Source organism: Streptomyces sp. NPDC090994, assembly GCF_044768905.1.
Lineage (GTDB): Bacteria > Actinomycetota > Actinomycetes > Streptomycetales > Streptomycetaceae > Streptomyces.
In genome coordinates this window covers 56,832-78,137 of the sequence record NZ_JBIVWS010000002.1, presented here as the reverse complement: position 1 = coordinate 78,137, position 21,306 = coordinate 56,832, and the positions used below count along the sequence as shown (strand labels likewise).

Annotated in this window: 15 protein-coding genes and 4 pseudogenes; 8 read left to right on the top strand and 11 right to left on the bottom strand. The window is 71.5% G+C overall.

Translation table 11 applies throughout. The annotated features are described in order from the left end of the window. Positions 1-176: 176 nt before the first annotated feature. Positions 177-1,585 (bottom strand): annotated as a pseudogene (locus tag ACIQR3_RS04850) (alpha/beta hydrolase family protein); the annotation flags it as partial. 478 nt (positions 1,586-2,063) lie between these two features. On the opposite strand from ACIQR3_RS04850, the gene ACIQR3_RS04845 reads away from it, so the two are divergent. Continuing rightward, a complete protein-coding gene (locus ACIQR3_RS04845) occupies positions 2,064-2,246 on the top strand; it encodes a hypothetical protein (RefSeq protein ID WP_403535479.1) in 183 nt (60 codons plus the stop codon). A gap of 43 nt (positions 2,247-2,289) precedes the next feature. Here the strand turns inward: ACIQR3_RS04845 and ACIQR3_RS04840 are convergent, their stop codons facing one another. The 5 genes and pseudogenes from ACIQR3_RS04840 to ACIQR3_RS04820 all read right to left on the bottom strand — a co-directional run bounded on the left by ACIQR3_RS04840 (position 2,290) and on the right by ACIQR3_RS04820 (position 6,363). Further along, complete coding sequence (locus ACIQR3_RS04840; protein ID WP_403534165.1) at positions 2,290-2,640, bottom strand: UBP-type zinc finger domain-containing protein; 351 nt, start codon at positions 2,638-2,640, stop codon at positions 2,290-2,292. A 181-nt stretch (positions 2,641-2,821) separates the two neighbouring features. After that, the gene (locus ACIQR3_RS04835) at positions 2,822-3,793 is read right to left on the bottom strand and encodes an alpha/beta hydrolase (protein ID WP_403535419.1); all 972 of its coding nucleotides are present in this window, start codon (positions 3,791-3,793) and stop codon (positions 2,822-2,824) included. A 387-nt stretch (positions 3,794-4,180) separates the two neighbouring features. Next, positions 4,181-4,717: pseudogene (locus tag ACIQR3_RS04830) on the bottom strand (dihydrodipicolinate synthase family protein); the annotation flags it as partial. Between the two features lie 54 nt (positions 4,718-4,771). After that, positions 4,772-5,479, bottom strand: a complete 708-nt coding sequence (locus ACIQR3_RS04825) for a B3/4 domain-containing protein (RefSeq protein ID WP_403535417.1) — start codon at positions 5,477-5,479, stop codon at positions 4,772-4,774. Positions 5,480-5,526: 47 nt separating this feature from the next. Next, positions 5,527-6,363 carry an EamA family transporter gene (locus ACIQR3_RS04820; protein WP_403534163.1) on the bottom strand — a complete coding sequence of 279 codons (837 nt, stop codon included), beginning with the start codon at positions 6,361-6,363 and terminating at the stop codon, positions 5,527-5,529. A 118-nt stretch (positions 6,364-6,481) separates the two neighbouring features. Between ACIQR3_RS04820 and ACIQR3_RS04815 the strand changes: the two genes are divergently transcribed. Next, positions 6,482-7,066, top strand: a complete 585-nt coding sequence (locus tag ACIQR3_RS04815; RefSeq protein WP_403534161.1) for a helix-turn-helix domain-containing protein — start codon at positions 6,482-6,484, stop codon at positions 7,064-7,066. A 69-nt stretch (positions 7,067-7,135) separates the two neighbouring features. Here ACIQR3_RS04815 and ACIQR3_RS04810 read toward each other — a convergent pair whose 3' ends face one another. After that, complete coding sequence (locus ACIQR3_RS04810; RefSeq protein WP_403534159.1) at positions 7,136-7,774, bottom strand: HD domain-containing protein; 639 nt, start codon at positions 7,772-7,774, stop codon at positions 7,136-7,138. A gap of 102 nt (positions 7,775-7,876) precedes the next feature. On the opposite strand from ACIQR3_RS04810, the gene ACIQR3_RS04805 reads away from it, so the two are divergent. Further along, the gene (locus tag ACIQR3_RS04805) at positions 7,877-8,836 is read left to right on the top strand and encodes a GlxA family transcriptional regulator (protein WP_403534156.1); all 960 of its coding nucleotides are present in this window, start codon (positions 7,877-7,879) and stop codon (positions 8,834-8,836) included. Positions 8,837-8,965: 129 nt separating this feature from the next. Here the strand turns inward: ACIQR3_RS04805 and ACIQR3_RS04800 are convergent, their stop codons facing one another. Continuing rightward, the gene (locus tag ACIQR3_RS04800) at positions 8,966-11,638 is read right to left on the bottom strand and encodes an erythromycin esterase family protein (protein ID WP_403534153.1); all 2,673 of its coding nucleotides are present in this window, start codon (positions 11,636-11,638) and stop codon (positions 8,966-8,968) included. A 781-nt stretch (positions 11,639-12,419) separates the two neighbouring features. Here ACIQR3_RS04800 and ACIQR3_RS04795 point away from each other — a divergent pair. Both ACIQR3_RS04795 and tap read left to right on the top strand, forming a co-directional pair. Next, positions 12,420-12,599, top strand: a pseudogene (locus ACIQR3_RS04795) (helix-turn-helix transcriptional regulator); the annotation flags it as partial. Beyond that, positions 12,587-14,656 (top strand): telomere-associated protein Tap, encoded by a 2,070-nt coding sequence (tap, locus tag ACIQR3_RS04790; RefSeq protein ID WP_403535414.1) that lies wholly within the window; start codon positions 12,587-12,589, stop codon positions 14,654-14,656. The pseudogene ACIQR3_RS04795 and the gene tap, both read left to right, overlap by 13 nt. Positions 14,657-14,864: 208 nt before the next feature. Here tap and ACIQR3_RS04785 read toward each other — a convergent pair whose 3' ends face one another. Then, positions 14,865-16,340: a magnesium transporter MgtE N-terminal domain-containing protein gene (locus ACIQR3_RS04785; protein ID WP_403534152.1), complete on the bottom strand. Its 1,476-nt coding sequence runs from the start codon at positions 16,338-16,340 to the stop codon at positions 14,865-14,867. Beyond that, positions 16,337-16,630 carry a hypothetical protein gene (locus tag ACIQR3_RS04780; RefSeq protein WP_403534150.1) on the bottom strand — a complete coding sequence of 98 codons (294 nt, stop codon included), beginning with the start codon at positions 16,628-16,630 and terminating at the stop codon, positions 16,337-16,339. The genes ACIQR3_RS04785 and ACIQR3_RS04780 overlap by 4 nt, the downstream gene beginning before the upstream one ends. A gap of 409 nt (positions 16,631-17,039) precedes the next feature. Here ACIQR3_RS04780 and ACIQR3_RS04775 point away from each other — a divergent pair, with 409 nt between their 5' ends. From ACIQR3_RS04775 to ACIQR3_RS04765, 3 genes are read left to right on the top strand one after another with little or no spacing between them, the layout of a single operon-like run. Continuing rightward, positions 17,040-17,786 carry a TnsA-like heteromeric transposase endonuclease subunit gene (locus tag ACIQR3_RS04775; RefSeq protein ID WP_403534147.1) on the top strand — a complete coding sequence of 249 codons (747 nt, stop codon included), beginning with the start codon at positions 17,040-17,042 and terminating at the stop codon, positions 17,784-17,786. Positions 17,787-17,803: 17 nt separating this feature from the next. Beyond that, on the top strand, positions 17,804-19,912 hold the full coding sequence (locus ACIQR3_RS04770; protein WP_403534144.1) for a helix-turn-helix domain-containing protein: 2,109 nt from the start codon (positions 17,804-17,806) through the stop codon (positions 19,910-19,912). Then, the gene (locus ACIQR3_RS04765) at positions 19,909-20,472 is read left to right on the top strand and encodes a hypothetical protein (RefSeq protein WP_403534142.1); all 564 of its coding nucleotides are present in this window, start codon (positions 19,909-19,911) and stop codon (positions 20,470-20,472) included. Before ACIQR3_RS04770 ends, ACIQR3_RS04765 begins: the two co-directional genes overlap by 4 nt. A gap of 50 nt (positions 20,473-20,522) precedes the next feature. Here the strand turns inward: ACIQR3_RS04765 and ACIQR3_RS04760 are convergent. Then, positions 20,523-21,292, bottom strand: a pseudogene (locus ACIQR3_RS04760) (transposase). Positions 21,293-21,306: the final 14 nt, after the last annotated feature.

Here is a 21,306-nt window from a genome sequence, read left to right as displayed (position 1 = left end):
GGAAGGGCCCGGACCTGACACCGGCCCGGCGACGGAGGTGACCGAGCGGCCGGGACCCACGGAGGCCGGCCACAGGCGACGTCCGCACGGTGAGGCGTCCCTGAACTGTGCCGTACGCGACGGGAACACACACCGTGTACGGCACTCCGGCGGGGAGGGCAACGACCGTGCCTGGTCGCGACGACGACGCGCGCGCCCTCGGTACGGCCGAGGGACCCGAGGAGCGAGGGCACCGGCGGCAGGTACAGGGGGGCGTCCATGAAGGTGAGGTGTGCGGCACCGGGGAGGGTGAGCCGGTAGCTCGTCGCGGTGCTGAGTCCGAGTACCTCGGCGAGGCGGGGCAGGTAACGCGTCGGTGTCCGGGCCGATGGCCTGGGTGAGCGCGAGTACGGGCTGGTGGAAGGCACGCGGGCCGGGGTCGCGGGGGTAGCCGTCCAGATCGATGACGGCGTCGAACCGGCGGTGCTGGCGGGCTGCCCGCAGGGCGGCGGCGCCGCCCAGGGAGTGTCCGGTCACCGCCGCTCGGCCGGTGTCCAGGCGTCCGGTCAGCGGGCCCGCGATCCTGCCCCGGTCCAGACGGCCCAGCTGAGTGAGGACGAAGCCGAGGTCGGCGGCCCGGACCACCGCCGTCTCGACGGCCCGTTCATTGTCCTCCTCGTCGTCGCCGGTGGAGGCGACCTCGGTGTCGATCGTTCGGCCGTCGGCGAGGACGACTGCGGCGGAGTCGTAGGGGTGGTCGAGGGCGGCGACCACATAGCCGTGACTGGCCAGTTCCTCCGCCCAGGCGGTGTTCTGGGTGCGCACGCCTCCCCGCCCCGGGGAGAACAGCACGACCGGGAACCGTCCGCCCCCGCCGGCCACCGGGGCGTCGAAGACCGCGTGGGTGTGGGCACGCATGACGCCGTCGAGGAGGAAGCCGGGCAGCCCGGAATAGCGGCCGAGGGCTTCGGAGACGATGCGCGCCTCGTGCTCCGTGCGCCCGAGGTACGGGGCCCGCTGAGCGCCCGCGGGGCTCCGCCGCGCGGGGTACCAGAGCTGGACCACGACCGTGCGCCGGTCGTGCGGGTCGGCAGTGGCGGTCTCGGGGCGGCGCGGGTCGGCCCACTGCACCACACGGGTGCCGACCGCGAAGCGGCCCGACGGTTCGGGAAACACGGGCACGGGAAAGGCCCACGCGGCCAGCGGGCCAGCGGGCCAGCGGGCCAGCGGGCCAGCGGGCCCGCGGCCATCAGGCCGACGCAGGCCACCGATCCCGGCAACGCCGTCCACCAGCGGGCCCGCCTCGTCGGCCGGCCGGTACGCCGCCGCAGCAGAGGCACGACGGCGAACGGCAACACGGTGGCCGCCCCTGCCAGGACCGGCAGCATCTGCCAGCGGATCCCCGCCACGCACAGCACCGTCGCGGACAGTACGAGAACCGCTCCCGCCGCGAACGTGACGCGTGGGCGGGCGGCGGGGGAAGCCAGCGCGCCACCACCAGCGCGACGGCACCCAGCAAGGCGAGTATTTCCGACGGGGACATCCGAAGTCCCGTGATGATCTCGTTCACCCGGCCATGCTCGGCGCGGAGCACCCCGTGCCGCATCGGCCCACGGCCGCCATCGCGCGCGACCGCGGTCGCAACCGGACGCACATCCCCGATGCGACCGGAGCCGCGACAAGACGTACCGCCCGTGCGACCGGAGTCGCGATCGCGCACACCACGTCAGCGGCCGCTGCTGCGACCGCGGGAGGCAGGGGGACTCCTCCTGTGGTCGTATCCCGGCACGGTGGCATCAGACGGTGGACTCATGTGGCCCGCCGCACCGCGTCCTACCGTGGACCCGACGAGGCCGCGGTACACGCCGGGGCCGCCCGGCCCGTCGTCCCCGTACTCGACCTGGCTCCGGCTGTACGCGGTGGCGACCCGGCCGGGGCTGCCCTGACAACGAATCGACGGGAACGTGTGATGACCGAGGCGGCCGCGGAGTCCGGCGATGCCCATCCGGTGCGCGACCAGCGCCGAACGCGGCCGACGAGGTGTGCCGACGTTGCCGCCGCACATGCGGTACGCCTGGTGAGTGATGCCCGGCGCCGGTCCCGGCTGCCGCCCCTGGTGTGGGACGCGCTGCCGCCGGCGCCCCCGGACCACCGCGGAACAGGTCAGCGGCTTCGCCCTGTCCGCGGGCCGCAGCGTCCTCACCGGCGGGGTCGGACGCATGATCCACCTCGCCCGCACCAACCTGCGCAACATCCCGCGCCCCTGAGAGAGGTGGCGCGGCGGACCCGCCGTGCCGCCGACGGGCCCGATCAGCCCAGACGGTCGGCCCAGTCGGCCGGCACCCGCCCCGCCGGTCCCGGGACCGGCGGGGCGGCCGGGTGACTGTGCGGCGGCGCCAGGCGCGGTCCCGTCTCGTACAAGGTGGACGTTCCGTAGTCCCAGAACCAGTCCTCGCCGGGTTCGAAGCTCTGGATGAACGGGTGACCGCTGGTCCGGGCGTGCAGGGTCGCGTGCCGGGACGGGGAATCGTCGCAACAGCCGACGTGGCCGCAGCTCGCGCAGCGGCGCAGGTGGAACCACCAGCCACCGGTGGTGTCGCACTCGGCGCAGCCGGGGCCGCTGGGCGGGACGTCGGGGGAGATGCCGTCGGGTGTCGTCACTGGGTCTCCATGTGCGGTGGGTCGAAGGAGGCGGTGAGCGCCTCGCGGTGCGTGGCCACGCCGGTCGCTCACGGGCCCCGGAGCGGTGTCATACCGAAGGCGGCCGGCCACCTGGCCGGCCGCCTTCGGCGCGTGCGTCACCCGCTGTGCGCACGGCGTTCCGTGACGGACGCGCCCGAGGTCACCGGGTGTGCAGCGCGGAGTGCAGGGTGCGGGTCGCGATGGTGATGGCGGCTTCGGCACCCTGGGTCTCGCGCAGGGCATTGAGCATCACGAAGTCGTGGATGACCCCCTCGACACGGAGGGCGGTGACGGGCACGCCGGCCTCGCGCAGCTTGGCCGCGTAGGCCTCGCCCTCGTCGCGCAGGACGTCGGCCTCGGCGGTGATGACCAGGGCCGGGGGCAGGCCGGTGAGCTGCTCGGTGGTGGCGCGCAGCGGGGAGGCGGTGATCTGGGCGCGTTCGGCCTCGTCGGTCGTGTACTGGTCCCAGAACCACTGCATGCCGTCGCGGCGCAGGAAGTAGCCGGTGGCGAACTGGTGGTAGGAGCCGGTGTCGAAGCTCGCGTCGGTCACCGGGTAGAACAGCACCTGCTGGACGAGCGGGACGTCGCCGCGTTCCTTGGCCATCAGGGTGAGGGCGGCGCTCATGTTGCCGCCGACGGAGTCGCCGGCCACCGCGAGGCGGGCGGCGTCCAGGTCGTGGGCGGCGCCTTCGGTGACGATCCAGCGGGCGACGGCGTAGTTCTGCTCGATGGCGACCGGGTAGCGGGCCTCGGGCGAGAGGTCGTACTCGGGGAAGACGACGGCCGCCCCGGCGCCGACGGCGAGTTCGCGGACCAGGCGGTCGTGGGTGTGGGCGTTGCCGAAGACCCAGCCGGCGCCGTGGATGTAGAGGATCACCGGGAGGGTGCCCCCGGCGCCGGCGGGGCGGACGATGCGGGCCCGTACGGAGCCGGTGGGGCCGCCCTCGACGGTGATCCACTCCTCGTCCACCGCCGGCTTGGCGATGTCACCGGACTGCACCTCGTCCACCGCCTTGCGGCCCTCGGCCGGCGGCAGGTCGAACAGGTACGGGGGGTTGGCCGTGGCCTCGGCGAACGCGGCCGCGGCCGACTCCAGCACCGGCTCGACCGGCTCGAAGGTGTGAGACATGCGGACTCCTGAGTACATCGTGTGCGTGCCGGATGCCGGTGGTTCCGGCGCGGCGGGCCCACCGGAAACGGACCTCCGCCGGGCAATGCCCACCTTAGGGACGCCTCGGAACCGGTTTTGCGTGCGTGCGCACCGACTCTGGTCTCCCCGTGCACAGCGCCTCGGCCGGTGTTGCCCCTGCTTCGCTTCACCGAACCGGCCGTCACCCCCTGCACCAAATGGCGTGTCAGGTCCGGAGCCCGAGCTGTTCGACGACCGCGGCGAGGTGTGCGGCGGCCGCCGCGACGACCCGCAGGGATCCGTGCCGGGCAGGAGCCGGCGCAGGTGCTCGACACGCGTCCGGGCCTCCGCCGGGTCGGCGGGGAGCGCGGGAATCTTGATGGACGCCACCCGCGGCAGCCGGGCCAGGCGGGTGTACAGCTCGTCGGTGAAGGTGAAGGTGAAGGTGAAGGTGAAGTGCGTGGTGCCGGGGTTGTCGTAGATCACCAACGGGACCGACAGGTTGGCGGTGACCTCCTCGAACAGTCCGAAGACGTCGTCGTCGGTCAGCGGCTGGTAGGACACCGGGGCCAGCTGTACACCGGAGGCCCAGGCCTTCTGCGCGTCCTCGGCGGCCTGGAGCACCTGGCGGGTGCGCAGTGCCCCGATGCCGACGACGACCGGCACTCCGTCGGCGTGCTCGACCACGACGCGGGCGACGCGGGCCCGTTCCTCACAGGTCAGGTAGGCGCAGGAGCCGGTGGAGCCCAGCGCCCCGATGGAGTCGGCCCCGGCGGTGGCGAGCCGGTCGACCAGCGTGGCGAACCCCCTCTCGTCGACGCTGCCGTGGCCCGGAACGGGGGTGAGCGGGAAAGCGCTCAGACCGGTGAACAAGACAGACCTCCGAGGGGCGGCGCGGGTGATCCTCCAGCGGCGGTGGGTCACGGCCTCACCGCCGCCGAGTGCCTGGTGCGGGCAGGCGGACCGAGCCGGTGGCGGTCAGACGGTGGTGTCGGGGTGTGCCGGGCCGAGGTAGTGCACGGTGCTGTGGGCGCAGTGCTGCCGGAGCAGGCTCCGCAGGTCGTCGGCCGCCGTCCTGAGCAGGTGCCCGTCGCGGCTGGCGGCGACGGTCTCCAGGACGAAGGCGACGCGGGTGGAGTCCTCGGTGACGCGGGTGCGGTGGGCGTCGCGGTGGTTCCAGTGCCGGGTGAGTACGTCCGTGCTGTCGGTGTAGACGATCTCGCCGGGCTTGGGGTTCTCGACGGTGTCCGGCTCGCCGAGCGGGGTGAAGGTCTCGCTGCCGTCGGCGTGGCGGATCTCGACGTCGCCGGTGACGTGGTCGAGGTCGAAGGCGCCGGCGGGCAGGCCGTGCCGGACGGAGACCGCGTTGTACGAGTCGACGGCCGGGTTGATCCGGGGCAGGGTGCCCTTCTTGGCCATGCGGCGGCCCAGGGCGTCGACACTGGGCCGTACGCGGCGGGGGTTGGTGCCGAAGGAGCGGTAGGCGGCATGCCACGCCTCGATCCTCGGGTCGCTCTCGTCGGCGGGCTGCCAGGCGCCGTCCGCGAGCCGGGCCTCCAGGTCGTCCAGGGCGGCGGTGGCGGCGGGCCAGGGCTCGCCGCCGCGCAGGCCGGCGGCGGCGACGACCGCGATGAGCGTATCGGGGAAGGCGTCGGCGACAGCGGGGCTGATACGGAAAGTGGTCATCATGTGTCCGATTCGGTCAGTGGGTGGGGCGGGCTGGAACGGCGGGGTCAGGTGAGGGCGAGGAGGCTGACGGCGACGGCGGCGGTGCCCAGGCCGATCAGCTGGCCCCGGTGGATCCGCTCGGCGAGGACACCGCGGGCGAGCAGGACGGTGCCGGCCGGGTACAGGGCGGTGATCACGGCGACGACGGCCAGGTCGCCGCTGCGGGCGGCGAGCAGGAACAGCAGGTTTGCCACGGAGTCCAGCACACCGGCCGTCGCCGACATCGCGTACGCCGGTTTCTCCGGTCCCAGCCGCCGGAACATCAGGCCGGCCGCGGCCAGCGTGACCGCGGAGGACACGGCGCGGCCGACGATCAGCGGCCCGACACCGCTGTCGGACGGCGCCTGGTGCAGGAAGACCAGTTGCAGGGCGATGGCGGCCCCGGCACCGAGAGCCAGCGACAGCGCGGTCCGCGACGGCCGGGCGCTGCCGGCGCCGTGTCCGGCGCTGACCAGCACCACGGCCGTCAGCGCCAACGGCAGGCCGATCAGCCCGGCCGGGCCCAAGTGCTCGCCCTGCACCAGCCCCACGCCCACCGGCAGCATCGCCGAGACCAGCGCGGTGACCGGGGACAGGACGTTCATCGGGCCGATCGCGAGCGTGCGGTAGAGCAGCGCGAACGCGGCGGCCGACGCGACGCCCGAGGCGGCGCCCCAGGCCAGGGTGGCCGGGACGAAGGAGGCGCCGAGGAACGGCCACAGCACCAGCTCGACGGTGAGCGAGGCCGGGGCGGCGATCATCACGGTGCGCAGGACGTGGGCCTTGCGGGCACCGAGACCGCCGAGGAAGTCAGCGCATCCGTAGGCCAGGGAGCTGCCCAGGGCCAGCAGCAGAGCGATCACGGGTACATCCCTTACTATCAATGGAACGACCACACCGTACAACGCATCGACCGAGAGTCGTCAACCGAACGACCGTGTGGTGCAATGCACTGAACTACTGCCTGGAGGGGTGACAGCGATGGCCGAGACCGAGGCGGCACTGCGGACGCTCGCGCACAACGTCCGCGCGGCCCGTACCCGCGCCGGACTGTCCCTGGACGAACTCGGCCGCCGCGCCAAGGTCAGCAAGGGTGCCCTGGTCGGCCTGGAGAAGGCCCAGGGAAACCCGAACTTCGCCACCCTGGTCCGCCTCGCCGACACCCTCGGCGTCTCGGTGTCCGCGCTGATGGAGGGGCCGGCCGAAGGTCGGGTCCGGGTCGTGGCCGCCGACGCCGTCATGCCCTTGTGGGCCGGGGAGAAGGGCGGCGAGGCCCGCCTCATGCTGACCACGTCGGGACCGGCCCCGGTCGAGGTCTGGCGCTGGAGGCTGGAACCGGGCGAGGAGTACCCCAGCCACCCGCACCAGAGCGGCGTCGTGGAGACCGTCAGCGTCACCGCGGGGCGGATGGTGCTCGTCGTCGACGGCACCGAGCACGCGGTCGAGGCCGGGCAGACCGCGGCGTTCGACGGCGACGCCCCCCACACCTACCGCGGCTCGGGCTCCGGGACATGCCACCTGATCATGACCGTGCACCTCCCGCCCGGCCCCGGCTCTGCGGCTTGACCGCACGTTCCGAGGAGGTGCCGGGGCGCCGCCGTGCCCGGGCCGGTTTTCGCCGGTCGCGGGTCCGGGCTATTCGGGCCAGGCCGAGTCCTTGATGACCTCGACGAAGTCGCCGCGGACGAATCCGGGTACGCAGTGGGCGAGCACGTCGGCCTTGACGTTGCCGAACGTCGTGTCGGGGCGGTCCTTGATGCCCTCGGTGAACGCGGCCAGGATCCCGTTCTTGAAGTCCGGGCGGGGATGGGCGTCCACCACGGCGGCGCGCTGCTCGTCGGAGACGGCGTGGTAGCCGATGCCCAGCACGTCCAGTTCCACTCCCCGGGTGACCAGGGCCACCTCGGGGGCCATGTGCAGCGGGATCTCCGGTGTGGTGTGCAGGGCGATCGCCGTCCAGACCCGGTCGGCCGCCTCCCCGGTGACACCGTGGGCGTGCAGGAACCGCCGCGCCTCGTCGGCGCCGTCGATCTCGAAACGCTGATCGGTACGGCGGAACCGTTCGGTCAGCCCCAGGTCGTGGAACATCGCTCCGACGTACAGCAGCTCCGGATCGAACCGGAGCCCCAGTTCGCGGCCGCGCAGCGAACCCCACAGGAAGACGCGCCGGGAGTGGTCGAACAGCAGCGGTGAGGCTGCCTCACGGACCAGTTCGGTCGCCTCCCGCGCCAGAGCGCTGTCCGGGATCCGCACGTCCGCGATCGTCTCGTTCATGTTCCCTCTCCGTTCCCTCGTCCGACGGTTCGACTCCCAGGGTGGCCGGGGCGCGTATCCTGGCGCCATGTCCTTTCTGACGAACAAACCACAGATTCAGACATGACGCACCGCGTGGGCTTCGTGGTGTTCGACGGTGTGACCCTGCTGGACGTCAGCGGCCCCGCGGAGGTCCTGCACCAAGCGGGCCGACTCGGCCACCCCTACGACCTGATCCTGATCTCCCCGCACGGAGGGGAGGTCACCACCTCGACCGGAATGCCGCTGAGCGGCACCGTGACGGCGACCGGAGCCGGCCCGATCGACACCCTGCTCGTGGCCGGAGGGGACCGCCTGGCGGAGCGGCCGGTGGACGCGGAGCTGCTGGCGGCGATCAGCGCCGTGGCCCCGCGCGCGACGCGGGTCGCCTCGGTGTGCACCGGTGCTTTCGCCCTGGCCGGCCTCGGCCTGCTCGACGGACGCCGGGCGACCACCCACTGGCGGCATGCCGGCACACTCGCACGCCGTCACCCCCGGGTACACGTCGAGCCGGACGCGATCCATGTCCGGGACGGGCGGTACATCACCTCCGCCGGTATCAGCGCGGGCATCGACCTGACCCTGGCCCTCGTCGAGGACGACCACGGAGCCGACGCGGCCCGCCGCATCGCACGTGAACTGGTGGTCTTCCTGCGGCGTCCGGGCGGACAGGCGCAATTCACCACGGCCACCACGCCACCCGCCCGCAACGACCTGCTGCGCACCCTGATCAATTCCGTGCTGGCCGACCCGGCCGCCGATCACGGCCTGCCGTCCATGGCCCGCGCCGCGGCCGTCAGTCCCCGCCACCTGACCCGGCTGTTCCACACCGAACTGGGCACCACCCCCGCCCGCTGGGTCGAACGGGTCCGTCTCGACCACGCCCAACAGCTCCTCCTCGACGGACACAGCGTCACCTCGGCAGCCCGGCACAGCGGGTTCGGCAGCGACGAGACCCTCCGCCGTGTCTTCGTCCGTCACCTGGGCATCACCCCCACCGCCTATCGCCAGCGCTTCGCCACCACCGGCACCGCCCGACCGTGACCCCGGGAACCGAGGACGGACACGCGGTGCCGCGGCCGAGGGGGCCGGCGCCGGCCCACAGACGGGGAGCGATCCCGTGGACCGGCTCCTGCGCCGCGGCAGAGGAGCGGCCGGCACCCGGCCGAGGGGTCAGCCGCGCGGAAGCAGGCGGCTCGGCCGGATCTCGTGCAGGTACACCATCGCGTCCGCCGACCGGAGCAGGTCGACCCGGTCCAGGTCCCGGGGCCAGTGCGTGCCGATCTCTCGTTTGGGCCGGGTGACGTCCAGCCAGGCGCGGGCGGCGGGCGGCGCGGTGCGCAGGTCGACGTACCAGTCCCGGTGACTGACCCGGTCCAGGGTGTGCTCGACCGAGCCGGGCGCGGCGGGCCCCACCTCGAACCGCTTGACGTCCTCGTCACGGGGATCGGAGACGCCCCGGTCGGTGGCGTGGAAGGAGCCGCGGCCGAAGGCCAGACCCACGGCCCGGTAGCCGTCCCCGAGCGCGCGGCGGAGCAGACCGCCCTGGATGACCGGGTAGCCCGGGTCGAAGCCCTCCAGGTAGACGTGACCGTTGTGGGCGGCCAGCACGGTCCGGTCGCCGGTTCTCCGGAGCCACCACAGGGTGTTGTCCACCATGACGGTGTCGCGGTAGGCCATGGCCTCGCGCTCCTGCCCCGGATCGTCGTAGTCGAAGGCGTACTGGCGGGCGACCTGGTCGACGGCGGCGGCGTGCTGGACCGCCCAGGCGTGGTCCTCGTCCGTCCCGGCGGGCTCGCGAGCGCGCAGCAGCGCGAGGACGCGCCCGGTGCGCTCGGCCTTCTCCCGCCGTACGGCCAGGGGCTCCGTGATGTAGTCCACCATGTACTCGCCGGCGGGCCGGGCGGGGCGCAGGCCCCGGTACAGCTCGGTGACGGTGGGCAGCAGGTCGGGGTGGGCGCGCCGGACGTGTCCGACGACCCGGTCGTACAGCTCGGGGCCCGCGTAACTGCTGTCGTTGCCGGCGAACCCGACCGGGTCGTCGGGGTGGGCGACGTTGTACGCGCGCATCCACCGGATCACGTCCAGGACCTCGCCGGTGTGCATGAACAGGTAGGCGTTGTGGAACTCCTCGGCCATGATCCGGGCCGGGTCGCCGCCTCCGGTGAGCAGGTGATCGTTCAGCCGGAGCCCGGCGCTCCAGGGAGCTTCGAGCACGAAGGAGCGGAAGCCCTTCTCCTCGACCAGGTACCGGAACACCCGGTGCTGGAGGGCGAGGAACTCGTGGCCGCCGTGGGCGGCCTGCCCGACGCCGACCAGCCGGGCGTCGCCCACCGTCATCCCGAGGGGGCGCAGGTCGTCGAAGGGGCCGGTGGGCTCCACGGTGCGCAGCGGGCGGGCGGCCCTGCGCAGGGCGGGCAGCGGGTCGGCGCCCGCCTCGGACGCGCGGGGCCGCTGTCCGGCCCCGGCCGTCTCGCGGTCGAGCCTCCGGCTCGGCCGGATCTCGCGCAGGTGCACCATCAGATCCGCCGACCTCAGCGGACGGACCTGATCGCCGGGCGGGGGGAAGTCCGTGCCGATCTCCCGCTTGGGCCGGGTGACGTCCAGCCAGGCGCGGGCGGCGGGCGGCGCGGTGCGCAGGTCGAAGTACCAGCTCCGGTGACTCACCCGGTCCAGGGTGTGCTCGACCGAGCCGGGCAGCGGAGGCGCCACCTCGAACCGTCTGACGTCGTCGTCGGTCGGGTTCTGCAACCCCTTCTCCGTGGCGTGCACGGCGCCCCGGCCGAAGGAGAGCCCCACCGCCAGGTAGCCGTCGCCCAGCCGCCGCCGCAGCACCTCTCCCTGGGTGACGGGGAGGTCGGGGGTGGAACTGCTGGTGTACAGGTGGCTGTTGTGCCCGCCGAGCACCGTCCGGTCGCCGGTGCGGCGCTGCCACCACAGGGTGTTCTCCGCCATGACGGTGTCGCGGTAGACCATGGCCGCCGGCGCGGCCTGCGGATCCGCGAGGTCGAAGGAGTACAGCCGCGCCACCTGGTCGATGACGGCGGCGTGCTGGACCGCCCAGGCGTGGTCCTCGTCCGTCCCGGCGGGCTCGCGGGCGCGCAGCAGCGCGAGGACCCGCCCGGTGCGCTCGGCCCGCGCCCGGCGCTCCTCCAGGGGCGCGGTCATCGTGGCGCGGATCCACTCGCCGACCGGCAGGGCGGGGCGCAGCCCCCGGTACAGCTCGGTGACGGCGGGCAGCAGGTCGGGGTGGTCGCGCCGGACGTGTCCGACGACCCGGTCGTACAACTCCGGCCCGGCGTAGCCGTTGTCGTCGCCGGCGAAGCGGACCGGGTCGTCCGGGTGGGCGACGTTGTACGCGCGCATCCAGCGGATCATGTCCAGGTACTCCTGGCTGTGCAGCAGCAGGAAGGCGTTCTGGAACTCCTCGGACATGATCCGGACCGGGTCGCCGCGCCCGGTGAGCAGGTAGTGGTCGAGGCGCGCGCCGGCGCTCCAGTTGGCCTCCAGGACGAAGGAGCGGAAGCCCTTCTCCTCGACCAGGTACCGGAACACCCGGTGCCTGAGGGCGGCGAAGTCGCGGGAGCCGTGGGCGGCTTCGCCGACGCCGACCAGCACCGCGTCACCGACCGCCGTCCCGAAGGGGCGCAGGTCCTCGTAAGGACCCGAGGGGTCGGTGGTACGCAGCGGACGGGCGGCCTCCGCCAACGCCGGCAGCGGGTCTCCGGCGGCCGTGGGAGACCCGTCCGCCTCCCCGGACCCGCCGCCGGCCACGGCCGTCCCGGGCAGGACGGCGAGCCAGACGAGCAGCGCGGCGGTGAGCCGCCGTGTCAGGAAGGGTGCCATGACGCCAGCATTCCCGTCCGGGCGCGGGACCGCGCTCCGGGTGTCACCCGGCCGGAGCAACGCCGCGGTCAGGTCCCGGCGGCGGAGGAACCCCGCCGGTGACCGTGTGAACGCCGGGCAGGTTCCACGTCAAGTGCCGCACCGATCGGGACCTCGTCGTCGCGGGGGTGATTGCAGATGGACGTCTCCGTGGTGAGCGCCGAGGCACTCCCCCCGTGCCCCTCACTCCTCGGGCCGCCATCACCGTCACCGTCGCCATGGAAGTGACCCCCTGCTGACCGGGGCCGGTCCGTACACGGCGGTCCATCATCCCGTGCGTGTCGCTCGGGGACGGGCAGCGCACGTAAGGACGGGCAGCGCACGTAAGCACGAGTCGCGGTCGTTGCCGCTGCCGCCACGTTGTCTCCACCCCCACACACGGCTCCCCGCTGCCGCACGTGGCGCAGGCCGCGCCTGCCTCCGACGGTTCCGGGACCGTGGAGGAGCCCAGGAAGAGTCCGCCGCGGCCGGGCGGGCGGGGAGGTGCCGTGCTCACAACTGTTGGCCTCCAGAGCCTGCGGCAGTTGCTGCTGCACGGCCGGCACGATCACCAGGATCAGAAGCCGCCCCGGACGTCATTCCACCGCCCGCGGAGCACCGTCCCCGTGCCTGAGGCTCCGGCTGTACCGCGTCCGGCGATGTCCACCCCGACCACCACCCGCGGAAAGGGCGCGATTCATGAGCGATCCGATGCGCGTCACAGGCCCTGTCTCCGTTACGATGCCGCACGGAGGTTACCCCTGTGCCCACTGAGGATCAGCTGTTCGGCGCCGTCGACGCGCTGCTGGAGCAAGTCGCCCAGGACGAGCTTCCGCCCCCGGCGGAGCGCAAACGGCTGCGCGAGGCCGCCGGCCTGAGCCAGGACCAGATCGCCAAGGCCCTGGGCACCCGCCGGGAGGCGGTAGGGAACTGGGAGGCCGGCCGCACCGAGCCCCGCCCGCCCAAGCGCGCCGCCTACGCCCGGCTGCTCGAAGGACTCGCCGCCCGGTTCCCGGCCCCGGCACCCACCGCCCCGCTCCCGGCCGGCACACCGGCGACCGCGCCCGCACCGCAGACACCCGCACGCCCCGAGACGAGGGAAACGACCGCGCCCGCGCCCAGGACCGCGCCCGCGCCCAGGCCCGCGCCCGCGCCCAGGCCCGCGACGCCGCCCAGGGCGCCGACGCAGAAGGCGACGCAGAAGGCCACGGGGAAGGCGACGGGGAAGGCCGCGAAGCGCCCCGCCACCCCTGCGGCGTCCGACCCCCGCTTCGAGAACGGCCCGCTCGCGGTCGTCGACTGCGCGGACGGGCACGTGTCGGCGTACTGCGTCGCCGGCCTGGTCCTGGACGTGCCCGCCAAGACCCTCCCGCCCTGGTCGACTGGACGCTGACGGAGGCGAGGCTCGGCCAGCCCCGCCTGCACCGCAACGGCCGCGACGCCGACCCGGTCCTCGTCCTCACCCCGGCCGCGCTGGAACGCTACGGCCTGCCCACCGCCCTCTCGGACGAGGAACGCCGCGCCGGCCGCCTCCCCGACAGCCACAAGGCGGTCCGGCAGCTCACCAGGGCCGGCTGGCAGCTCACCCGGCGCGGTTTCGGTCCGTGGGCCCGGATCTACCGCCCGGCCGAAGGCGCCCGGCGCAACTGCGTCCAGCTCTGCGTCCCCGCCTGGAACGCGCTGGACGTCCGCGAATGGGACCGCAAGGACGCCCCGGTCCTGCCGACGATGCACCCGGCCGACCTCGCCCGCTACCTCGGCGCCTACGCCGAGCGCGTGATGACCCCGCGCGGCACCGCGGCCGTCACCGGCCTGGAGCTTATGACCGCGCTGCGCCCGCCGACCCGCGCGGAGAAGGACCCGGCGACCGGAGAGTTCAAGCAAGCCCTCAACGACGACGCCCTCACGCAGGTCCACGACGTGGTGGAGTGCGAGGTGCCCGACGAACACCCCGTCCTCAAGGGCAAGTTCGCCCGGCACCACCTGCGCACCCCGGCCGAGATGCTGATGGAGGAGCCCTACGACTGGTGCCGGCCGCTGACCGACGAGGAGTGCGCGCACCGCTACCTGGTCGCGGTCGACATCAACATGTCCTTCGCCGCCGCCGCCAACGGCCTCACCATCGGCCTGAACGGCCCCACTCACCTGACCGGCGGCCCGTCCTTCGACCCCGCGCTGCCCGGCTCCTGGCTGGTCGACCTGAGCCATGTCGACCTCTCCCGCGCGGACACCGGCGGCCGTCCGGTCGACGCCGGCCGGCTGCCGAACCCGTTCACCCCCGACGGGGCCCGCCCGACCGGCCCCGCCTGGTACGCCACCCCGACCGTCGCCTACGCGCGGGAACTCGGCTTCGACGTCGCCCCGCTGGAGGCGTACGTGCGCACCCGCACCGGCCGCTACCTGGACGGCTGGTACAAACGCCTGCGCGACGCCTACGTGGCGACCATGGCCGACCTCGGCGTCACCACCGGCATGACCGGCCAGGAGTTCCTGGACGCGATGGCCCGCTCCCAGCAGGCCGACCCGACGATGGCCCTGCTGGCCGGCGCGATCAAGGCGACCGCGAAGGGCGGCATCGGCGCACTCCGCCAGCGCAACCGGGGCCAGGTGCCCTACTACGAGCCGTGGCCCGCCCTCGCCCGCGAGACCTGGCGCCCGGACATCCGCGCCGCCGTCCTGGCCAACCAGCGCGTCGGTATCCACCGCAAACTGATGAAGACGGCCGCGGCGGCCGGCCTCTACCCGGTCGCGATCGGCACCGACGCCATCGTCTACCCTTCCCACGGCCCGTCCCCCCCCTCGATGTCCTGCCGCACACCCCCGAGGGCAGACCGGTACCCGGCACCTTCCGCCTCGGCGTCTCACCCGGAATGGTCAAACACCAGGGCACCCGGACCGTCCTGTGGGCCGAGGAACAGTTCGAGAAGGCGGGCGGCGTCTTCAACCTCGCCAACCTCATCAAAATGTAGGTTCTCAGATTCCGCGCCATGTTCTCTCTGATGGTGTCATCTAAGTGACATATGTGACGAGGAGTTGAGAGGCGATGCCCGCCGCTTGAGACCGGCACGGCCGGCCTTTCGGCAGCAGGGCACGCAGATAGGGCCTCCTGAACAGATCGCCGGTGCAATCCGTCCGAGCGATAGGAGGCCCTATGAAGATTCCGTGCAATGGCGCTCACTAGCCTCAATGTTGCCGAGGAGCGATAGATTCACTGAAAGCACGATTGATCTTTGTTGCGGCGTTCGTGAAGGCTCTCCATGAGGGCCATTGCCCAGGTGCGCCAGGCCCATCGCCGTATTGGCGGGAGTTTTTCATACAGGGCCTGCTTGGTCTCATTGAGAGGGCCCTGGAGAATAGCCCATGTGAGCCATGGGTGGGTCCAGGTCATCACTTGCCTGGCTTGCCGCGCGGGCATGACTGCGACCAGTTTATCGAATTGGTCACCTGGCATGGTCCAGGCCAGCGCGCGGAGCCTCCGTCCAGAGGTGTTGGCGAGCAGTTGTGCCCCACGGCCGGGGTGCACCATCGCCAGTAGCGCCTGTACCTGTTCATCCGGCCACTGCGCCAAGGCAGCCCGGAGCTGCTCGTCTGGCCATGACAGCATCGCCGCAGTGGCTCCGATGTGTGGATCCGGAAGCTGAGCCTTCAAGGCGCTTTGTCGGTTCTCCATGACCTCGGCAGCAGCCTTAGGGGGCAGCGTGGTTACGAGCCAGCGGGCCAGCTCGTCGGTCAGGCCCATCAGTGCCTTGCCGATGCGCTCATTGCGCATCCGCACAGTCCAGTAGTCATCACTGGTGTCGCTGTAGCCCATTGTCAGCAGCCGCTGGGCGTTACTCGGCGGCAAGAGTCTCAGCACGCTGCCCAAGAGATCCGCCTCCAATTCGTCAATCATGAATCCAATGAGGCGCCCCCCTCCATTGGCCTCAACCTGTACCCAGTAATGCGACAGCACTTCGGTCGCATTGGGGAGGCTGCACATCACAGCTGCCGCCTGAGTGTGATCGAGTACTGCGCACAGCCTGGCGGCCTGGTCAGGTGGGAAGTGGGCAGTAATCGACCTGAGCCAGTCCTGCGGCATTAGCCGGAGGACCTGAGCAGCCTTGCTGCGGTCGGGAAGAGCCTGCCACGTCGCGAAACGGAGTTCCTCGGGCAGCGCCTGGATGACCTGTGCAATTACAGGAGGTTCGTTATCTGAGATTGCATGGGCTGCCGTGGCGGCCGGCAGAAGGGGAAGCAGCGCGAGGAAGTGTTCCGTACCGAGGATGTTCGCCAAATTTTCGTAGGGCAGCGCTGTCAACAGGAGACGTGCCCTATCAGTTGGCATCTGCCGCACAACCTCGGCAGCAGAAGTACTGATCATGTGGGCTAGGCGAACGCCTGCAGCCACTTCATCCATATTGGTCAGCACATACGCGGCCCGGTCCGGGGGCATGGCGCTCAGACGATTACTTGCGGCGGGCGGGTCCATGGCCGCCAGGACGGTAACCGCCTCGTTCGCCGGCATTTCGGACAGACGCCGCGCCGCCTCGGCGATGGGAAGGGACAGGATCTCCCTGGTTTTGGCCATGTCATCGACGCCGATGTACATGTTGCCTTGGGCGACCTGGTACACGCGGCCGTGCCCGGAGGCGTCGGCGTGCAGGTTGGTGTCCCCAGCGAAGCGCGGCTGATCGTCGTCACTCATGACTCGGTGATGTTCAGGTTGCCCTGACCCAGTTGGTAGACCTTCCCGTGGTCGGACGCGGTGCCGGTCATGGTCACCGAACCGGACCATGTCTGCCCGCCTTCCGCGAGCGCGGGGGCAAGCTCATCCTCCAGCAGCCGACGGAGTTCCGTTGCGATGGCAGGATCAGCCGCGAGCAGGCGCCGTAGCTTCAGCTGCCACTCGGTGACCAACTCCCTTTCCATCGAGTCATTCCCAGCGGCCCGGGCAGACACGATCTCGTCGTGTGCCTGGACCAGCTCAGCTTCCACAACTTCGGCGTGCTCGGGGCGAGCTCGCCGCCACAGAGAGCCGACAGCCGACTTTGCCCGGTCCCACGCGTCGGTCGCTAGGAGCCCCACAAGGGTGGTTCCAGCGGTGTTCGCTAGGGCCAGAAGTTCCGCGTCCAATCCCAACCACCGTGTCTGAGAGCCGCATCGTCAAGGACACGAGAATAGAAGCGGACCTGACGTTGCGACAGCTCTTTCACGTCAATGCCTGCTAGCGATGCCACTACGACACCCTTCGAGGGGTCCAGGTTCAACGCGTTCACCCCTTCGAGTGATATGCCTCTCGATCAACCGTCCGGTTCTCTCGTGTTCGTGTGACTGTCTTCGCGATCAAGGAAGTTGGCTGCGATGGGGGCGGTTCATGCACGTGGAGGTCTGCGTTCGGCTTGGCGTGGACGAGGTGTCCGAGGGCCTCGCCTGGGAGTCGGTGCCGTTGGAGATGCTGTACGCGGCTGAGCCGTGGCGGACGTTCCGCTGGTACATGGGGCAGAAGCACTATTCGGGTTCGTACTGGTCGAGTACGCAGTCGGATCACGTGATCTACGAGTCGCGGCTGGAGCTCGCGCGGCTGCTCTACGCCGACTTCGACCGGGACGTGACGGCGATCGTGGCCCAGCCCTTCTTACTGAGGGCCGAAGTGGACGGCGCGCTGCGTCGGCACATCCCGGACTACCTGATGGCCACCACCACGGGTCCGTTGGTCGTTGACGTCAAGCCGCGCCACCGGGTGGCTCGGCCAGAGCACGCGTTCACCTTCGCCTGGACCCGCGAGGTGGTCGAGTCCCGCGGCTGGCGCTACGAGGTGTGGAGTGAACCGCCGGACGCCGAGATGGCCAACGTCCGGTTCCTCGCGGGCTACCGCCGCGACTGGCTGTTCGAAGCGGACGCGTCCGAGGAGATACACGACGAGGCGGTGGACGAGGAGCCGTCGGAGCGGCTTTTCGATCCGGTCATCCTCGACGAAGTCCGCGACCGGGTCGCGGACGGGGACACGTTGGGAGAGGCGTTCGCCTGCCTGCCGGACCGTCCGGCTCCGCTGGTGCGGGCCGCCATCCTGCATCTGCTGTGGAAACAGCAGTGGCTGACCGACCTGGGCGTCCCGCTGAGCGCCCGCAGCGTGCTGAGGGCGGCGTCGTGAGCCGGGCCGCGGTGCGCGTGGGAGTAGGGAGTCGCTTCTCCTACGACGGCGAGATCGTCGAGGTGGTCGAGCTCGCCAGCACGCAGGCGGGCGGTGAGGTGGTCCTCAAGGACGGCCGGGGACGACTGCTGCGCCTGGCCGTCAAGGAGCTGCTGCTCACCGACCGGGCCCGCATCATCCCGGACGGGCCAGGCCCTGCCTCCGACGACCCGCAGGAGACGGCTGCGGTCGTGCTGGCCCGCCTGGACGCCGGGGAGCGGGAACTGGTGCTGGAGCGGGCTGCCCACGTGAGGGAGGTGCTCACTGGGTTCCGCAGCGGGAGCGAGGAACTGGTGGCCGTGGGGGAGCCCCGCGCCGCCTACACGGCGAGCGAGCCGATGGAGAGCCGGTACGCGGCGAAGGCGGCCGAGCTGGGGGTGGCCGCGCGCACGGTCAAGCGGTGGGCGGCTGCCTTCCGCCAGGACGGCGAGGCGGGACTGGTGCCGGCCCGCAGCGGGCCGCGGTCCGGGCACCGGAACGCGGAGGTGTGGTCGGAGGCGGCACTGGAGGTGATGGTCGAGCACACGGGCCAGTCCAAGCCGTCGCGCAAGATGGTCATCGAGCGGACCCGGGCCCGGCTGCTGGCCCGGGGGTTCGAGGAGGAGGACCTGCCCAGCCGGGCGACGGTCTACCGTCTCCTGGAGGACCTGGAGCGGCGTCATCCGACGTTCCGGCTGAGCACGAAGCGGAACCGGGACATCGCCTCCCGGCCCGGCGGGGTCTATGGGAAGCTGCGGCCGACCCGGCCGGGTGAGTACCTGCTGATGGACACCAACCGCCTCGACGTGTTCGCCCTGGACCCGGTCACGCTGCAGTGGCTGCAGGCGGAGCTGACCGTTGCGATGGACTGGTACACCCGCTGCGTCTGCGGGATCAGGATCACCCCAGTATCGACGAAGGCCGTCGACGCCAGCGTCGCCCTCTACCAGGCGTTCCGTCCCCGGTCCGCCGGGGAGGACTGGCCGGCGCACGCGGTCTGGCCCGAGCACGGCATCCCGAGGTCGGGCCTGGTGGAGGCCACGACGCTGGAGGGGCCGATGCGTTCGGCGGCGTCGCCCGCGCTGGTGCCGGAGACGGTGCTGGTCGACCACGGCAAGGTGTTCGTCTCGGAGCATCTGACCAGCGTCTGCCGCCGGTTGGGGATCTCGGTTCAGCCGGCCCGGCTGCGGACGGGCCGGGACAAGGGCCCGCTGGAGATATTCTTTCTGACCCTGCGTGAGGATCTGCTGCAGGGCCTGCCCGGCTACAAGGGGCCCGATCTGCACTCGCGCGGCGAGCGCCCGGAGGGAGAGGCGTTCTTCTTCCTCCACGAACTTGAGGCGATCATCCGCGAGTGGGTGGCCTGCGTGTATCACGTGAGGCCGCACACTTCTCTGGTCGACCCGGGCGTGCCGGGGCTGCGGATGTCGCCCGCGGCGATGTTCGAGCACGGCCTGAACAGGGCCGGCTATATCGCGGTGCCGCGCGATCCGGACCTTGCGTTTGAGTTCCTGCGGGTGGAACGGCGCAAGATCCAGCACTACGGCATTGACCTGGACGCCCGCCGCTACAACGGCGCCGCCCTGGACCCCTACCGCGGTCTGCTCAGCGGCGAGCGGGACGGCAAGTGGCCCATCGCGGTGAACCCGGACGACATCAACACGGTCTACTTCCGCGATCCCGCCGACCGCAGGTGGCATGCGCTGGCCTGGGAACATGCACCGGGGCGGGACATGCCGGTGAGCGAGGAGGCACTGCAGTTCGCCCGCCGCCTGGCCGCGTCCCGCGACCGGTTCCCGGACGACAAGGCCGCGATCCGGGACCTGTTCGAACGCTGGAACCTCGGCCTGGGCACCACGCTCGTCGAGCGTCGCATGGCGCTGCGGCTCGCCCGGGAACAGGCGGCCTTGGACCTCCCTGAGCCCGAAGAGAGCGTCGCGACACTGCCGAGCGTGAGACGCCTCATGGACTTGCCGGACGCGGCAGAACCACAACTCGCGTCCGAGGCCGCACAGGAAACGGGCGACGACGACGCAGATGACGAGGCCGAACTCGTGGAGTTCGAAGACGACAGCGACTTCTACACCGACGCTCTGGAGGACGCGTGAACAGCGAAGACACCTGGACGCCGGGAGACTCCCACCGGCTGGATGCGCTGACGCTCTCGCGCAAGGAGGGCTGGGCGGCGTTCGCGCAGGCCGCACCGCGCGTCCAGCCGGAACTGCTGCCCCGCAGCGAGTACGTGGCACTGGGCGAGCGCGCGAAAGCGGAGTACGACCAGGCCCGGCGGATCTGGCACGCGAACCTCGGACCTCTGCGGACCCCGCAGCTGGCCGAACTGCACGAGGACTTGTGGGACATCCTCGACAGCAACCAGCAGGACGGCGACCAGGCCAAGGGCGCCGTCGCGGTGGACGCCTTCCCCGGACTTGGCAAGACGACCGCGGTGCTGGCCTTCGCCCGGGACTTCCACCACCGGGAGATCGCCGAGGGCGGCGCGTTCACCGCCGGCGGGCACGAACGGCTCCCCGTCTGCCGGGTGGGCCTGACCGGGAACACCGGGATGAAGGACTTCAACCGGGCGATGCTGGAGTTCTTCGGCCACCCCGGCCACACCACCGGCACCACCGCGCAGTTCGCCCAGCGAGCCCTAAGGGCTGTCCCGTAAATGATCTCCGAGTCGTCTCCGCATGGTGGGCCGCCGTGCGGCCCACTGGCCTATCCGGCGAGGGCGAGGTTGTGCATCCGTGCGATGCCGAGCATGGCGTGGTGGACGCCGTCTCCTTTGAGGCGGCAGTCGCGCAGGATCTTCCAGGTCTTCATCCGGGCGAAGACGTGCTCGACGCGAGCCCGGACTTGCTTGTGGGAGCGGTTGTGTTCCTCTTTCCAGGCCGGAAGTTCAGTCTGGCCGCGCTCGCGGCGGTGCGGGATGACGAGTCCGGTGCCGGGTAGCCGCCATCGGCGATCGTGAGGGTCTTGCCGACCGCGGTCTTGGCGCCGGACTCCGCCCACGCCTTGCAGTCGTTGCGGTTCCCGGCCAGCGGCTGGCCGACCACGACGACCATGCGGGTGTTGGCGTCGACGACGACCTGGTGGTTGGTGGAGTACCTGTAGTTCTTCGACCGCTCGGCGATCGTGTGGTCGCGGGTGGGTACCAGGGTGCCGTCCACGACGAGCACAGTGTCCCTCGCGAACCGCTTGCGGGGCTGGAGAGCGAGCTTCGGTCCGAGGTGATCGATGATGCGGTCCGCCGTCGACTTCGACACCCCGAACAGCGGCGCGATCTGCCGCATCGTGAGGTTCGTCCGCCAGTACGCCGCGACCAGCAGGGCCCGGTCCTCCAGCGGGAGCCTCCACGGCCGGCCCTTGCGGGCCGCGTCCGCACCTGCGCGTCGCAGCACTGTCACCAGCTTGCCGAACTGCCGTGGGTTGAGCCCGGTGAAGGGGGCTATCCAGGAAGGCTCCGACGCCGTGATCACACCAGCCACACCAAGATCATCTC

Excerpts from the sequence above, each read along its gene's own strand:
- ACIQR3_RS04845 (WP_403535479.1), top strand. The coding sequence starts at position 2,064 with ATGCCCGGCGCCGGTCCCGGCTGCCGCCCCTGGTGTGGGACGCGCTGC.
- ACIQR3_RS04835 (WP_403535419.1), bottom strand. The coding sequence starts at position 3,793 with ATGTCTCACACCTTCGAGCCGGTCGAGCCGGTGCTGGAGTCGGCCGCG.
- ACIQR3_RS04825 (WP_403535417.1), bottom strand. The coding sequence starts at position 5,479 with ATGACCACTTTCCGTATCAGCCCCGCTGTCGCCGACGCCTTCCCCGAT.
- ACIQR3_RS04815 (WP_403534161.1), top strand. The coding sequence starts at position 6,482 with ATGGCCGAGACCGAGGCGGCACTGCGGACGCTCGCGCACAACGTCCGC.
- ACIQR3_RS04810 (WP_403534159.1), bottom strand. The coding sequence starts at position 7,774 with ATGAACGAGACGATCGCGGACGTGCGGATCCCGGACAGCGCTCTGGCG.
- ACIQR3_RS04805 (WP_403534156.1), top strand. The coding sequence starts at position 7,877 with ATGACGCACCGCGTGGGCTTCGTGGTGTTCGACGGTGTGACCCTGCTG.
- ACIQR3_RS04800 (WP_403534153.1), bottom strand. The coding sequence starts at position 11,638 with ATGGCACCCTTCCTGACACGGCGGCTCACCGCCGCGCTGCTCGTCTGG.
- ACIQR3_RS04785 (WP_403534152.1), bottom strand. The coding sequence starts at position 16,340 with ATGAGTGACGACGATCAGCCGCGCTTCGCTGGGGACACCAACCTGCAC.